Origin of the sequence: Micromonospora sp. CPCC 206061 (genome assembly GCF_036906915.1) — a bacterium.
In the GTDB taxonomy this organism is placed as follows: Bacteria; Actinomycetota; Actinomycetes; order Mycobacteriales; family Micromonosporaceae; genus Phytohabitans.
The window spans coordinates 21,635-36,397 of sequence record NZ_JBAKHX010000013.1; the positions used below are offsets into that span (position 1 = coordinate 21,635).

At 68.4% G+C, this 14,763-nt stretch carries 14 protein-coding genes and 1 pseudogene; 7 read left to right on the forward strand and 8 right to left on the reverse strand.

Annotated elements, in window-relative coordinates; genetic code table 11:
* Nucleotides 1–110 precede the first annotated feature (110 nt).
* Nucleotides 111–974 carry a phosphotransferase gene (locus V6V89_RS12610; RefSeq protein WP_334619245.1) on the forward strand — a complete coding sequence of 288 codons (864 nt, stop codon included), beginning with the start codon at nucleotides 111–113 and terminating at the stop codon, nucleotides 972–974.
* 394 nt (nucleotides 975–1,368) lie between these two features.
* On the opposite strand, the gene V6V89_RS12615 is transcribed toward V6V89_RS12610, so the two are convergent.
* The 4 genes and pseudogenes from V6V89_RS12615 to V6V89_RS12630 all read right to left on the reverse strand — a co-directional run bounded on the left by V6V89_RS12615 (nucleotide 1,369) and on the right by V6V89_RS12630 (nucleotide 4,183).
* Entirely contained in the window at nucleotides 1,369–1,914 is a 546-nt protein-coding gene (locus V6V89_RS12615) for a hypothetical protein (RefSeq protein ID WP_334619246.1), read from the reverse strand.
* A 109-nt stretch (nucleotides 1,915–2,023) separates the two neighbouring features.
* A pseudogene (locus V6V89_RS12620) lies at nucleotides 2,024–2,830 on the reverse strand (transposase family protein).
* A 34-nt stretch (nucleotides 2,831–2,864) separates the two neighbouring features.
* Nucleotides 2,865–3,401, reverse strand: a complete 537-nt coding sequence (locus V6V89_RS12625) for a hypothetical protein (RefSeq protein WP_334619247.1) — start codon at nucleotides 3,399–3,401, stop codon at nucleotides 2,865–2,867.
* A gap of 563 nt (nucleotides 3,402–3,964) precedes the next feature.
* Complete coding sequence (locus V6V89_RS12630; RefSeq protein ID WP_334619248.1) at nucleotides 3,965–4,183, reverse strand: hypothetical protein; 219 nt, start codon at nucleotides 4,181–4,183, stop codon at nucleotides 3,965–3,967.
* Nucleotides 4,184–4,253: 70 nt separating this feature from the next.
* On the opposite strand from V6V89_RS12630, the gene V6V89_RS12635 reads away from it, so the two are divergent.
* Nucleotides 4,254–4,829, forward strand: coding sequence for a reverse transcriptase domain-containing protein (locus V6V89_RS12635; protein WP_334619249.1), 576 nt, complete (start codon nucleotides 4,254–4,256; stop codon nucleotides 4,827–4,829).
* 30 nt (nucleotides 4,830–4,859) lie between these two features.
* Here the strand turns inward: V6V89_RS12635 and V6V89_RS12640 are convergent, their stop codons facing one another.
* Nucleotides 4,860–7,145: an MMPL family transporter gene (locus tag V6V89_RS12640; protein WP_334619250.1), complete on the reverse strand. Its 2,286-nt coding sequence runs from the start codon at nucleotides 7,143–7,145 to the stop codon at nucleotides 4,860–4,862.
* A 292-nt stretch (nucleotides 7,146–7,437) separates the two neighbouring features.
* Between V6V89_RS12640 and V6V89_RS12645 the strand changes: the two genes are divergently transcribed.
* The gene (locus V6V89_RS12645; RefSeq protein WP_334619251.1) at nucleotides 7,438–10,890 is read left to right on the forward strand and encodes a PQQ-dependent sugar dehydrogenase; all 3,453 of its coding nucleotides are present in this window, start codon (nucleotides 7,438–7,440) and stop codon (nucleotides 10,888–10,890) included.
* Nucleotides 10,891–11,136: 246 nt separating this feature from the next.
* Here V6V89_RS12645 and V6V89_RS12650 read toward each other — a convergent pair whose 3' ends face one another.
* Complete coding sequence (locus V6V89_RS12650) at nucleotides 11,137–11,448, reverse strand: NIPSNAP family protein (protein WP_334619252.1); 312 nt, start codon at nucleotides 11,446–11,448, stop codon at nucleotides 11,137–11,139.
* 351 nt (nucleotides 11,449–11,799) lie between these two features.
* Between V6V89_RS12650 and V6V89_RS12655 the strand changes: the two genes are divergently transcribed.
* Both V6V89_RS12655 and V6V89_RS12660 read left to right on the forward strand, forming a co-directional pair.
* The gene (locus V6V89_RS12655; protein WP_334619253.1) at nucleotides 11,800–12,012 is read left to right on the forward strand and encodes a hypothetical protein; all 213 of its coding nucleotides are present in this window, start codon (nucleotides 11,800–11,802) and stop codon (nucleotides 12,010–12,012) included.
* A gap of 128 nt (nucleotides 12,013–12,140) precedes the next feature.
* Entirely contained in the window at nucleotides 12,141–12,539 is a 399-nt protein-coding gene (locus V6V89_RS12660; RefSeq protein ID WP_334619254.1) for a hypothetical protein, read from the forward strand.
* An 80-nt stretch (nucleotides 12,540–12,619) separates the two neighbouring features.
* Here V6V89_RS12660 and V6V89_RS12665 read toward each other — a convergent pair whose 3' ends face one another.
* Both V6V89_RS12665 and V6V89_RS12670 read right to left on the reverse strand, forming a co-directional pair.
* Nucleotides 12,620–13,033: a VOC family protein gene (locus tag V6V89_RS12665; protein WP_334619255.1), complete on the reverse strand. Its 414-nt coding sequence runs from the start codon at nucleotides 13,031–13,033 to the stop codon at nucleotides 12,620–12,622.
* Nucleotides 13,030–13,395 carry a DUF1801 domain-containing protein gene (locus tag V6V89_RS12670; protein WP_334619256.1) on the reverse strand — a complete coding sequence of 122 codons (366 nt, stop codon included), beginning with the start codon at nucleotides 13,393–13,395 and terminating at the stop codon, nucleotides 13,030–13,032. Before V6V89_RS12670 ends, V6V89_RS12665 begins: the two co-directional genes overlap by 4 nt.
* A 177-nt stretch (nucleotides 13,396–13,572) precedes the next feature.
* Between V6V89_RS12670 and V6V89_RS12675 the strand changes: the two genes are divergently transcribed.
* Together V6V89_RS12675 and V6V89_RS12680 are read left to right on the forward strand one after the other, a co-directional pair.
* Nucleotides 13,573–14,472: a LysR family transcriptional regulator gene (locus tag V6V89_RS12675; protein ID WP_334619257.1), complete on the forward strand. Its 900-nt coding sequence runs from the start codon at nucleotides 13,573–13,575 to the stop codon at nucleotides 14,470–14,472.
* A gap of 35 nt (nucleotides 14,473–14,507) precedes the next feature.
* Entirely contained in the window at nucleotides 14,508–14,762 is a 255-nt protein-coding gene (locus V6V89_RS12680; RefSeq protein ID WP_442935128.1) for a DUF6891 domain-containing protein, read from the forward strand.
* The last annotated feature ends 1 nt before the right edge of the window (nucleotide 14,763 follow it).

Consider the following 14,763-nt stretch of genomic DNA (forward strand, 5'->3'; position numbering starts at 1 on the left):
TTCCACCGGTGCGAGGGGGTTACCAGAACTGACGACGTGGCGGAGGATTTCTGATCGGTGAAGCCGCTGACACCGGGCCGTTCGTCAGGGCGGATGGGTCGGGTGTCAGGATGTACTTCGTGCAGGTTGGCCTTGTACCACGTGCGATAGCCGCGGCGACGTCCCTTGCTGGCGCCCTCGACCTGAAGGTCAACGACGCCATTGTGATCCAGAACTCGAACACACTGGCCCTACGTCTCCTGCCATGCGATGTGTTCGCTCGAATGGCGCTGGTCGGGCAGGAAGTCGCGGCGTTTGAGGTCCGGCTCGCACGGGGACTAGCCGCGGCCACCGGCCCGGTCGCATCGCTCGATCCTCGGGTCGAGCCGCGCGTGTACGAAGTCGATGGCTTCGCCATCTCCTTATGGACCTACTACGAGGCGACGCCTGACCCGGCCGAACCAGCTGAATACGCCGTTGCGCTCCAGCGGCTACACGCAGCCATGCGAAACGTCCAAATCGAAGCACCGCATTTCATGGAGCGTGTCGCGGCGGCGGAGCGTGTTGTCACGAATCGAAGCGAGAGCCCAGCGCTGGATGATCGTGACCGTGACCTTCTCCTGAGCACGCTTCACAGCGCAGGCGAAGCCATACAGCGCCATGCGGCCATCGACCAGTTGCTGCACGGAGAACCGCACCCGGGCAACCTCCTCAGTACCCCATCTGGAATCGTCTTCGTCGACTTCGAAACCTGTTGCGTGGGGCCAATCGAATTCGATGTTGCCCACGCGCCAGTCGAGGTGAGCACGCACTACCCGGGTCTCGATCAATTTCGACTGCAGGAGTGTCGGCGTCTGGTTCTCGCGCTAGTCGCCGCCTGGCGCTGGGATGTTCACGATCAATTCCCCGACGGGCTTCGACACGGCAGAGACATCCTTGGGCTACTCCGCGCGGGTGCGCCTTGGCCGGCACTCGGTACCCTCTCAACCGGCTAGCGCAACGCACTTACTGCATCGCCAGCCGAGGTTGCCGTGAACAGCGGCCCCACGCGACACCCCGGCGCGCCCATTGCGCGACCGCACGTCAGGTCGTAGAACCCGGCCACGGCCGAGTCATCCACCGTGGTCCTCGTGACGCTCGCGACGACCTCATCCGCTAGCGGCAGGAGCACCAAACCGGGCCCGAACCTTCGTCGCCGTCGCGCCGGTCGGCACCGGGGATCACTGGGGTTTCCGGTCACCAATCGCCGTTGCCATGATGTGGTCTGGATCCACTTCCACGACACCGGCGAACCCGAACTCGACTCCGCTGACTTCCTCGAGTTCGTCGCGCATCACGGGCTGATCGGTCCTATGTGGTTTCGGTGGCGCCGGAACCTTGCTGACCAACTCAAGGATCGGACGGTTGGATAGCTGACCTTCCCGCCGGTGGCGGTGGCTGTCGCGCCCGCGCAATATCGCGGGCCAGGTGCGAGGGCCGCAGACCGACTGATCGGAACCGGCGTAGATCGCTGAGCGTGTCATGCATGAGCTGAACGTGGAAGTAGTTGACGTGTTCGAGGCAAGCGAACAGGGCGAAGACGAGCCCCGGCCAAGAGACGCGTCCGGGATCGGTCGCTGCTGCGTACCCGGTTATCACGACGCCGGTCGCTAAGAACGGCGGGTTGATGGCCCGCGCCGCGCGAAACGCGGATAGGCCAGGAAGTCGGCGGCGGCGGCGCAGTTGGTGTAGTTTGGCCGCCCAATAGGCAGCACCCTCGATCAGCAGGGCGGCGAACAGGCCAAAGCCGACCAGGTTGGGCAACGTAGCCGGCAGGCCAGCGAGGCCGAACCACACCACGCCCTGCAGCGGGATATTGACCAGCTCCATCGCCGCAAGTGAGCGCAGCCGTCGACGGAGAGTAGGAGGCATCCCGTCGGTGGTGATGATCTGCATAGCAGCCATTGTGGATCACGAACGGCGGCGAGTGCGCGGCCGACGGGTCGCCTCCGGTTAGAAGGACAGTTCGGTGTTCAACTGAGCCGAGCCGATCCATGAGCCATTTTCATCGTGGGCAGCGGTCGTCTTCTGCGCGTTGGCGGACGAGGATTGCTTGGACGATGGCGGTGGCGCGGTGCGGGCTGCAGTGCAGCTTGGTCAGGATTTCCAGGTCTTGAGGGTGGCTACGGCGCGTTCGCCGAGGGCGCGGATTTCGCGTGGTGACGGTTGACCGTCTTCTGCCGCCGAGAGAGCCGGGGTCGTCGGGGCTGGCGTTTGAACGGGGTCCATATGGTGCCGCCCGCGCCCTGGTAGCCCTTGTCTGCAAAGGTCATCACGTTGCCGCTGTCAGGGCGGCGATCAGGCCGTGGGTGCGGACTGCGGTCAAGTCGTGGACCGCGCCCGGGAGCGCCGGTGAGGCCCACACGAGCCGGCCGGCTGGGTCGGCTATGACTTGCACGTTCACGCCGTGCCGCTTGTGTTTGCCGGAGTAGAACGGCTTCTGGTCCGCGACGCGGTCGATCGGGATCAGCGTGCCGTCGATGATCGCATACGCCAGTTGGGTTGCCCGGTGGGCCGACTGCGCCAGATCCGGCGCGTGGGCCGCGAGCAGGTCGATCGCCTAGCGCAGGTACCGCCACACGGTGCTGATCGATACGGCGAACCCGACCGCCAACCTCGCTAGGGTGCCGCCGTTGTGCAGGTGAGCCAGCGTCATCAACGCCTGCTCGTGGGCGGGCAATCCCCAACGGGACGCGGGAGTAGGGCTGTGGATCGCGGACCGCTCGGCCGCGTCTGTTCGAACAGCCAGAAATGCAACTCGGCGACATAGGCGGTAGCCGGACACGTCGTGTCCAGCCGAAGGTGTCGCCATCCCGGTCCCGGCCAACCGGGATTGGCGGGGCAGATCAATACGCTGTCAAGGCCAGGGTGAGCGAGGTCAGCGCTGTGGCAACCAGGGATACGCCCGAGCCGAGGCCAGTGATGGCACTCACCGAAACAGAACGTGCCCGTGCCACCGGCACAGCGACGACCGCTACGAGAGTGATCAGCATCGCCGGCGCATGGATCAGCGGGTAGTCGATGATCACCGCCACCGGAAACAGGTGTACGCCGACGACGAACGCGATCCAGGCCGACATGAACTCAGCGCGGCGGCGTAGGACGAGCAGCCCGGCGCCGAGCGCCGCCGCGGCGAACTCGATGCCGACTACGATGCCGAACGACCGGCTCGTGCCGTCGTCGAATGCCGTGCCGCCTGACCAGTGCCGCCAGGTGAGGAGTCCACCGGCGACGGCTGTCAGCAACGCGAGCACGGACCCGACACCAAGTGGGACGCGCCAGCTCTTCGGCGGCGACTCCTGTGCCCAGCCCAGCCAACTGGAAGCGAAGATTCCGAAGACGACCGCAGTCGCTGCGGCGTCCCGGAGGTAGTACGCGGTCATCGGTTCCTCGTTGCCTGCACCTGCGTCGGAGGAGACACGGTACACGACTTCGCTGCCGCTTGGATCATCGCGCATGGTGCACCGGAGCAGGCCACAGCTTGAGCGCCTCGGCCGGCCTGGTCAGGGCACGCCGAGCCGCGTCGAAGACCTCCACATCAAGACGTGCAACCAGCCGGCGTCACAGAAGTCGCGCCGACCCTGAGCCAACCCGGCAAGACGACCCCGGCTCTCTCGGCGGCAGGTAGGCCCTTCGGGATCGCCCTGCGGGGGGAGGTTCCAAACCGCCACATGCTGCGGGAGTGGTGACGCTGCCGTGGTGAGCGATGTGGAAAAGGCGCCGGACGACGTGTCAGGTGGGGATCAGGAAGACGAGCGCAAGCGAATCGCTGATGAGGTGTCGTAATTCATTGCAGACGACGTCGAAACCAGGGCGGAGCCATGGTCCTGGGACAAGCCTGGCGGGAGCCCGCCGACTGGCCAGGCGGCGTCCGGCATGGAGGCGACGTGAACCTGATCTGCTGCTCCCGTACGGAACGTGGGAAGAGCTGATATCTCTGGACGAACTACGCGAACGCATGCCCGAACTGCGTGGCCGCGAGACCAGCCTGCGCAGCCAGCGCGAGACCCTCGCCGCCCAACTCGTCAACCGCGACGCCTACCTCCAACTCGCCACCGGTCTCGAGGACTTCCTCGCCCGCCTGCGCAACAACGCCGGCACAGCCACCGTCCCCGAGCAGCAGCGCGTGCTGCGCCTGCTCGTCAAAGACGTCCTCATCGGCCACGAACGCATCCTCATCCGTCACTGCATCCCAACAGGTGACAACACGACACCGGCCCCCAAGGTCGCAGAAAGTGACGCTGACGAGGAGCCCGCTCCAGGTTCGCCATTGCGTTGGAGGAGTCGTCTCACCCGTGCTGGCAAACCTGTTCATGCACTACGCGTTCGACGCGTGGATGGCCCGACGTTGCCCGGGCATCCCGTTCGAGCGTTACGCCGACGACGCGGTCGTGCACTGCGTCAGCAGACAACAGGCGCATGCGATTCGAGTGGCGATCGAGAACAGGATGGTCGAGGTCGGGCTGCGCCTGCACCCGGACAAGACCCGGATCGTGTACTGCAAGGACAGCAACCGACGCAGCTCGCACGAGCACACGTCTTTCACGTTCCTCGGGTTCACCTTCCGCGCCCGCAAGGCCCGCAGCAGGCACGGCAAGAACTTCGCCGCGTTCCTGCCGGCGATCAGCAAAGACGCCCTAAACAAGATCAGCCGGACGGTCCGCTCCTGGCGGCTGCACCGGCGGACCGGCTACACCTTCGCCGAGCTGGCCCGCACGATCAACCCGATCGTGCGCGGCTGGATGCAGTACTACGGAGCGTTCTACCGCTCCGCGCTGCATCCCCTCCTCCAACGCAACAACCCCAAATGAGATGCGGTCTTAGGCGTTGGTCGGCTTGCCCTACCGAAGCGTGCGTTCCTTGGCCGGCGCCCGGACGGCCGGTATCCGCGCGGCCGCCGACTCAGGGCGGCTGCTGGTGCGCGGCGGGAACCAGCGCTCGTGCAGCCGGCGCAGCGGCGCCGGCGCCCACCAGTTCCACTCGCCGAGCAGGTTCATCAGCGCTGGCAGAAGCAGGCCGCGGACGACCGTGACGTCGAGCAGCAGCGCGACCGCCATCGCGAAACCGATCTCCTTGACTGCGATCAGGTCGCCGAGCAGGAAGCCGAGGAACACCACGCCGATGCACAGCGCGGCGGCGGTGACCACCGGCCCGGACTTCTCGATGCCGGCGCGGACGGCGTGGTCGCTGGCCAGCGTGCGGCGACGGGTGAGGTCGCGCCCGTCCCACTCCTCCTTGATCCGGGCGAGCAGGAACACCTCGTAGTCCATCGAGAGTCCGAACACGAACACGAACAGCAGGACGGGTGTGGTGACGTCGATCGCGCCCCACGAGTCGAAGCCGAGCAACGCGTCGCCGATGCCCCACTGGAACACGGCGACCAGCACGCCGAGCGTTGCGAGCAGGGTGAGCGCGTTCATCAGCAGCGCCTTGACCGGCATCACCAGCGAGCCGGTCAGCACGAACAGCAGCACCGTCGTGGACAGCAGGATGACCAGCAGCGCGATGGGGAACCGGTTGGCCACCGAGTCGCGGTAGTCGACCAGTTCCGCGGCGGCGCCGCCGACGAGCACCGGGAACAGCGGGTCCATCGCCCGGATCGCGCGGACGACTTCGCGGGAGGTTTGGCCGGCGGTCTCGCCCTCCGGCGTGACGTCGATGATGGCCGCCGGTGCGACGATGTCGGGGCGCGGCTCGATCCGCAGCACGCCGTCCAGCGTGTTGAGCGCGTTCATGAAGTCGCGGACCGGGGCATCGGCCGGGTTGGCGTCGACCACCACGACGATCGGGTCGGCCTGGCCGCCGCTGAAGTCGCGCTGCACCACCTCCTGCAGCTTGCGTGCCTCGGCCGAGGCTGGCAGCGCGCGGGCGTCGGAGTTCTCCAGGTTGACCGCGAACATGAACGGCAGCGACAGCACGAGAAGGCCGGCCGCGACGGCGAGCGCGACCGGCACCGGCCGGCCCTGCGCGAATGCGGCGAGCCGCGCGAGCAGGCCCGGGGCTGTGCCAACTGCGCTTGCTGAGGACCCGGGCCCGCGCCGTCCGGCCTCGTCGCTGCGCGCCTCGGACCGGATCCTGCCAGCCGTCGGGCCGGGTTCGGCGCGGCGACGCAGCGCGGCCGCGACCCCGCGGCGGAACGCGAGTACCCGGGTGGAATCGCGGGCTCCGGGGATGCGGCGGTGCGCCGCGGCGATGAGCGCGGGTACGGCGGTCAGGCCGGTCAGGGTGGCCAGGAGCACCGCGACCGCGCCGCCCAGCGCCATCGCGCCGAGCAGCGGTTCGGCGAACGCGTACAGACCGACCATCGCCGTGGCGACGGCGAGCCCGGAGATCAGCACGGTGCGCCCGGCGGTCCCGGTGGTGCGGGCGACCAGGTCCGCGACCGGGGCATCGGGGTCGGCGTCGCGCTCCTCTCGGAACCGGGCGATCACCAGCAGCGCGTAGTCGACGGCGAGCCCGATACCGAGCAAAGTGACCACGTTGACGGTGAACTCGCTGACCCCGGTGAGCGCGGTCAGTCCGAACAGGCCGAGCAGGGTCACCGACACGGTGGCCAGCGCCGCGGCGAGCGGGATCGCGCCGGCCATGAAACCGCCGAGAATCAGCACGAGCACGACCAGCAGGACGACGATCGCGACCGACTCGCCGAGGGCCGCGTCCGCGATCGCCTGGTCGGCGAATGCGCGCTCCGCGAGCTTCTCGCCGCCGACCAGCACTTCGGGTGCGTCGATGCGGTGCAGCGCGCCGGCGACCGCGTCCTCCACCTGCTCTCGCCGGTCGTCCGGTAGGCCTCGCTCCAGCTCAATCCGGATCAGCGAACTCCGGTTGTCGGCGCCGATCCGCCCGCCCGCAGCGCCGTACAGGTCCTCGACCTCCGTGACGCCGGCCATCTCGCGGATCTCGCCGGTGACCGCCGTGATGTCGTCGACCAGCGCCTGGTCGAATACGTCGCGCCCACCGACGACGGCGATGACCAACGGACCCTCGGGCTGCAACTGGTCGACCCGCCGGTCCGCGTGCTGCGATTCGGCGTCCGGCCGCAGGCTGCCGGTGGTGGTGAGCCGGTCGAAGACCTGGCCTCCCAGGACGAGCCCGGCGGCGGTCAGGACGAGCCAGGCGCCGAGCACGGGCCACCGCCAGCGGGCACACGAACGGCCGAGCGCAGCGCACATCACCGGGGCATGCAAGCATCTTCGCGTTTGGGGTGCCACCCCGCGTCCGGGCGGCCGTAGCCGCCGATCGACGTGCACGGTCCGGACCGACGGGCAAGTTTGGCCCATCGTTGGGCGGTCGAGTCGGACAGCCGACACCTAGGGGATTCCGCATCCCGTTACGATTCGCCGATCTTTCCGGCGGGACGGACTTACGTCCCGCTCGAACGCATGACTTGGGGTTCCGCGAATGGGGAGGGGAATGCCCATGCTTCGGCGTGCGCTGAGTGGGTTCGTCGCGTTGGCGACCGTGTTCGCGACTTTGTCGTTCGTCGGTCGGCAGCCCGCGTCCGCGGTCGCGCTGCCGAGCGGTTTCCAGGAACAGATCGTTTTCAGCGGCCTCAGCTCGCCGGTCGATCTGGAGTTCGCGCCGGACGGGCGCGTCTTCGTTGCCGAGAAGGGCGGCCGGATCAAGGTCTTCGACGACCTCGCCGACACGACGCCGACGGTGTTCACCGACCTGTCGGCCAACGTGCACAACCAGTGGGACCGGGGCCTGCTCGGTATGGCGCTGGCACCCAACTTCCCGGCCAGCCCGTTCGTCTATGTGCTGTACACGTACGACGCGCCGCCAGGCCAGACCGCCCCGGTCTGGAACGACGTGTGCGCCAACGCGAACGATGGGCGCTGCGTGGTCACCGGCCGGCTCTCCCGCCTCCAGGCCAGCGGCAACACGATGACCGGCAGCGAGCAGGTCCTGCTGCACGACTGGTGCCAGCAGTTCCCGAGCCACTCCATCGGTGACATCGCCTTCGGCGCCGACGGGATGCTCTACGTCGCCGCCGGTGACGGCGCGAGCTTCAGCGCGGTCGACTACGGCCAGCTGCCCACCGGGGCGCCGACCAACCCATGCGCCGACCCGGCCAACGAGGGCGGGGCGCTGCGATCCCAGGACATCCGCACCGCGAGTGACGAGACCCAGCTGGACGGCACGCTGGTGCGGCTAGACCCAGCCACCGGCGCGGCCGCCGCAGGTAACCCGAACATCGGCTCCGCCGACCCTGACACCCGCCGGATCGTCGCCAACGGCCTGCGCAACCCCTTCCGGATCACCATGCGCCCGGGCACGAATGAGGCCTGGATCTCCGATACCGGGTGGAACACCTGGGAAGAGGTCAACCGGGTGGTCAACCCCACCGCGGGCGTGACCAACCTCGGCTGGCCGTGCTGGGAGGGCAGCGCCCGGCAGTCCGGATACGACAGCGCCAACCTGCCGATCTGCGAGACCCTCTACACCGCGCCGGCGGGCACGCACACCCTGCCGTTCGTCGCCTGGAACCACGCCAGCAGGCTCGTCGCCGGGGAGGCCTGCCCGACCGGTAGCTCGTCGTCGACCGGCGTGGCGTTCTACCCGACGGCCGGCGGTCCCTACCCGGCCGCGTACAACGGCGCGGTCTTCTTCGCCGACTACTCGCGCCGGTGCATCTGGGCGTCACTGCCGTCCACGCCGGGCGGTTTACCCGACCCGGCCAACCTGCGGACGTTCGTGTCCGACGCCGCCAGCCCCGTCGACCTGGAGGTGGGCCCCGGCGGCGAGCTCTACTACGTCGACCTGGGCGGCACCATTCGCCGGGTGCGCTACTTCCCGGGCAACCAGCCGCCGAGCGCGGTCGTCGAGGCGTCGTCAACGCAGGGCCCGACGCCGCTGACCGTGACGTTCAACGGAACCGGCTCCACCGACCCGGATCCGGCCGACGAGGGTCGCCTGCGGTACGCCTGGGACTTCACCAACGACGGGGTGACCGACTCAACCTCGCCGACGGCGACGTTCACCTACAACACGGCGGGCTCGTACACCGCGCGGCTGACGGTGACCGACACGTTGAACGCGACCGACACCAGCACGATCACTATCACGCCCGGCAACGAGGCACCGACGGCAGTGATCGACACGCCGGCCGCGAGCACGACCTGGAAGGTCGGCGACACGATCGCCTTCTCCGGCCACGCCACCGATCCGCAGCAGGGCACCCTTCCCGCGTCCCGCCTCGACTGGGACCTGGTCATGCACCACTGCTCCACGCCGGACAACTGCCACGAGCACGCCATCCGCAACTGGACCGGCGTGGCGTCCGGATCGTTCGAGGCGCCCGACCACGAGTATCCGTCCTATCTGGAGCTCAAGCTCCTAGCCACCGACCAGGACGGCCTGACGCACGCGGTGACGCGCCGGCTAGACCCGAAGACGGTCAACCTGACCTTCGACACCGTGCCGTCCGGACTCCAGCTCACCGTCGGCTCATCGTCGGGTACCACGCCGTTCTCCCGTACGGTGATCCAGGGCTCGACCAACTCGGTGTCCGCGCCGTCGCCGCAGGGCTCCTCGACGTTCGCGTCGTGGTCCGATGGCGGGGCGCAGACCCACATCATCACCGCGCCCACGGCGGCGACGACGTACAGCGCGACCTACGCGGCCGCCCCGGCGCCGCAGCGGATCGGCTACACCCAGGTCGGCGCGTCGCTGGACACCGGCGACATGAACCACATGAACGGCTCGCGGTTCGTCACCGGGTCTGACCCGACGACTGTCATGTCCATGTCGGTGTACCTGAAGGCGGTGCAGGCGGCGCCGAACAACCAGTACCAACTCGCCATCTACGCCGACTCGAACGGCTCGCCCGGTGCGCGGTTGGCCACCAGCACGTCTGGCACGCTGACAGCCAACTCGTGGAACACCCGGCCGATCACCGCCGCGCTGGCTGCCAACACACCGTACTGGCTCATGTACAACACCAATGGCGACAACAACATGAGCTTCGACGCCGGTTCGGCCAACCAGGGCGCGTGGAGCGCATTCACGCCGTTCGGCACCTGGCCGGCGACGTTCGGCACGTCCAGCCGGTGGAACGCGAAGTTCTCCATCTACGCGACCACCGGCGCGGACACTGCCGCGCCAACGGTGACCTCCACGACGCCGGCCGGCGGCGCCACCGGGGTGGCGCTGAACGCGCAAATCACCGTGCGGTTCAGCGAGGCCATGGCGGCGGGCACCATCACGCCGGCGAACCTGGAACTACGCGGTCCGGGCGGCACGCTGGCGAACCGGACCGTCACCTATGACGCGGCCAACCAGGCGGCGACGATCACGCCGTCCGCCGCGCTGGCCGCCTCGACCCAGTACACGGTGACCGTCCGGACGGGCGTGACCGACGCGGTGGGCAACGCGCTCGCGGCCAACCATCAGTTCTCGTTCACCACGACCGACCCGAGCGCCCCGCGATTCGGGTACGACCAGGTCGGCGGTTCGCTGGACTACGGCGACATGAACTACATGAACGGCTCGCGGTTCGTCAACGGCCCCACCGGGCTCACCGTGAGCCAGATCTCCGTCTACCTCAAGACGGTGCAGGCCGCGCCGGCCAACCAATACCAGCTGGCGATCTACACCGACGTGAACGGCTCGCCGGGCACCCTGGTGGCGTCGAGCACGTCCGGCACGCTGGCAGCCAACTCGTGGAATAGCCGGCCGGTCACCGCGACACTGGCGCCGAACACGCCGTACTGGCTCATGTACAACACCAATGGCGACAACAACATGAGCTACGACACCGGCAGCGCCAACCAGGGCGCCTGGAGCCAGGCGCGCCCGTTCGGCACGTGGCCATCCTCGTTCGGTACGTCCAGCCGCTGGACCGCGAAGTTCTCGATCTACGCCTCATAGCGGCGGGAGGAACACCGGTGCCGTGCCCGCACGCCGGGCACGGCAACGGTTACATCATTGGCTCGCGGTCGCCGGATTCCGCGACCGGGTACGTCGAGCACACGGTCGTGCGCCTGGCTCGCTGAGGGTTCGCGGTGGTCGATGGTCCGGGTAGAGATCGATGGTCACGGTTCGGAGGAAGCCGGCCCGCACGTATGGAGGCACTCGCGCCCGCGTACGCGCGCTTCGCGGCAGAAGAGCACTCGCTCAATCGGTCGGCAGGAGCGGGCGCATGAAGGTTCGCTCGTACCGCACGACACAACCCGAGTCGTCGCGGATCCTGTCGGCCGCAATGAACTCAGGGTCAATGCCGAACCGCGCGCGGTAACGCTCGTAGGCCGCCAGGCTTTCGAAGCTGAACAGCGCTTCGGCCTGGTCGCTGGCTCCCTCGGCGGGCAGAAAGTAGCCGTGGTGCACACCTCCGTGCTTGGCCACTAGCTGCATCCATGCGCGGGCGAAGCGTTCAAACGCCTCGATGTGGATGGGGTTGATGGTGTAGTGCACGACACAGGTGATCACGGCATCACCATACGAGTCACCGCTCGCTCATCTCGGCTACGAGTGGAGAGGGGCCACGAGTCGAAACGTGGGCGCACCGCCCCGAACTAGGAGGTAGCCCTTCGGCCCGGGCACATGGGACACTCGGCCACTGTGATATCTCGATGGCTGATCGTCGTACCTGCACTGGTCGTGGTGACCGCGATGTATGGATGTACCGGGGGTGACGAGGGGTCGTCTGCCGGCGAAGCCACAGCGTCGCCGAGCACGGTCACAACGCCGGCCGCCGCGACGACCACGGCCGTACCGAGCCAATCTTCGTCGTCGACCTCCACGGCCACGGACGCCGCTGGCCAGCAGATGTGTGACTCGTTGAAGGCGATCGAGGCCGCCCGCGGGGCGACCCCAATGGACCTGGCCGCCGCGGGTGAGGTTGGTGCGGCGTCATCCAACCCCGACATCAGCCGGCAGGCGCGGCTGCTGGCTGCGTACGCGGCGGCTGCGGTAGCGGGGAATCAGGCGGGCGACCTGAGCGGAATGGTTCGGGACTTGCTGGCGGCGTGCCGAGAGAACGGCTACGTATAGTCGGCGCGCCGAGCCTTCGTCCCTCGACGGCATTGCTCCGGGCAATGGTCCGGTCGCGGACCGTGCCCTTCACCGGCAAGGGCGCGCGCCGACGGTTACCGCCGGCTCCATCTGGGAACCGTACGCCGATGAGCAGCTACCGTGATCCCACCTTGCGCGGCGACGTCTACCCCTCGGAAGAGGAGATCGACCCGGCCGGCGCCGGCGTGGAGCCGGCCAGCGGCCCGATCGGGGCGTACGCCAGCCAGCCGGACCCACAGCCGGCCCCCGGGCGTGGGCCGGCGCCCACCCCCGGGCCGCCGCCCCGGGGCGACACCGGAGCTCGCTCGATTGTGAGCCGGCACCGGGACGGCTCGGTGGAGGTGGTCACCGACTTCGATGGTGACGGCATCGCCGATGTGGTGCAGCTCGACCTCGACGGTGACGGGGTGCCGGACGTCACCTACATCGACAGTGACCGGGACGGCCGGCTCGACACCGTGCTGCGCACCCGGCCCGCTGAGGGAGTAGAGCTGCGTCACGGCTGAAGCGCCGCCAGAGCCTGCGTGTACGAGCCCGGATCGTCCCGTCACGGTTCCCGCCACTCGGAGCTCTCACCGCCGCTTCGTCACGGGGTCAGCGGTGTCGTCGGTTCCTGGTCGGCGGGGTACCAGCGCAGTTCGACGGTGTTGTGGTCCGGGTCCTGGACGTAGAGGGAGACGGCTTCGCCCCGGGCGCCGTACCGGCCCACCGGCCCTTCGAGGACGGTGAAGACGCCGGAGGCGATGACCTCGTGCCAGTCCAGCGGGTCGACAACCAGGCAGATGTGGTCGACGTTCGACCCGTCCCGGTCGCGTCGGACCAGGTCGATGATGGTGTCGGGGGTGACGCGTACCGAGGGGAATTTGATCCGCCCGTCCCGCCACTGGTCGACACGCACCGGTTCGAGACCGAGGACCCCGCAGTAGAACGCCAGCGACCGCTCGACGTCCTCGACGTTCAGCACCAGATGGTCGAATTCTCGGACCCGGACGGCGGTCACTTTCCCTCCTCCAGGGCGTGAGCCTGGCGCAGCCAGTCGGCGAAGAGCGGCGCGTCGATGTCGGCGGCGGACGTGAGCCGTACCGAGGCCATCTGCCGGGCGCCGGGGATCAGGCGGCCGGACCGGTCGCTGATCTGCTGTCCCCGCCACAGGCCGAACGTGACGTACGAGGTGTAGGCCTTCAACAGGCAGATGGGTCGCCGTCCAGGCGCTTTGCCAAGGCCCCACACCGGATGGCCGTGCCACATCACCCCGGTCGCGTCGGGCAGCGCCTCGTCGATCAGCGGACGGGCGGCCTCGCCGATCTCCCGCAGCTCGGTGGTGAGTCCGGTCAGATAGTCGTCGACTCCTATTGCCTTCATGATTCTCCCTGTCGCGGAGCTGGAGGGTCGATCCGGCGACCGTGCGGAGGCTTGGGTCCGCCGCTATGGGTCCGCCGGGTCGCCCCGGTGACGCCATCCACGATTCGCGAATCCGCGACGGCGACCAAGCCATGATCGGATTACGATCGTTGAGCCGGATTCAACAAAGGGGGCGGGATGCTGGAGCGACACGAGATTGAGACGTTCCTGACGCTCGCCGACGAACTGCACTTCGGCCGTACCGCCGATCGCCTGGGGGTCACCACCGGCCGGATCAGCCACGTCATCAGGAAGCTGGAGCGGCGGGTCGGCGCCGCGCTGTTCGACCGCACCAGCCGGGTCGTTCGCATCACGCCCATCGGCCGGCGGCTAGCTGACGACCTGACTCCGCTTGTCGCGCAGATGGACGCGGCCCTGAGCCGGGCGATCGACGCTGGCCGCGGCGTGACCGGCCAACTGCGGGTGGCGTTTCTCGGTGAGTACCTCGCGCCGGTGCTGCTCAAAGCGGTCAAGCTCTTCACCGCGCGGCATCCCGACTGCGAGGTCGACGTGCGGGAGGTGCAGCTCTACAACTCGCGGGCCAGCCTGCTGGACGGCTCGGTCGACGTACTCGTCGCCGCGTACCCCTTCGACGGCATGGCCCGCGGACCCGCACTGATGGTGGAGCGACGCGTACTAGCCGTGGCCGCCACGCACCCGCTGGCCGACCGGAAGTCGGTATCGCTGGAAGTGCTCGCCGATCACCCGGTCGTTCAGTATCCGGCGGTGACCTCGGCCGAGTTCAAGCGCGACCGTACCCCCGAGCACACGCCGTCCGGCCGGCCCGTCCCCAAGGGCCCGCCGGGCAACACCTTCTCGGAGATGCTTTCTCTCGTCGCGTTAGGCCGCGGTGTGCTGCCGGTGGGCGAGCAGACCGAGCGCTATCACCCCCGCCCCGACATCGTCTACGTGCCGATCCACGACGCCACGCCGATCGAGCGGGGACCGATCTGGCTGGAAGCGAACACGACCGCCCGGGTCAGGGAGTTCGTCCGAGCCGCGACGGACGCCAATACCTCCCCTGCGGCGAAAGCCTGACGTCCTGCACATTCTCGTCACGGGAGGACAGTCCGATATTCGAGGCGTTCGAGCACGCCCGACGGGCGCGGGTGCGGCAGCAGGCACAGTGGGCGGGCCAGGAGGTACGCACCAATCTGGACCTGGCGTTCGACGACCTCAACGCCGCGGGCATCGTCGCCCGGCAGGATTTCACCTGCTGCGGCACGTACGGCCCCCGCCTCACCGCGCGGGGCCTGGATGTGGAGTGGAACAACGACCACGGCACGCGCATCCTCGTGCGCGGCGCGCAGTGGTACTCCCATTTGTAGA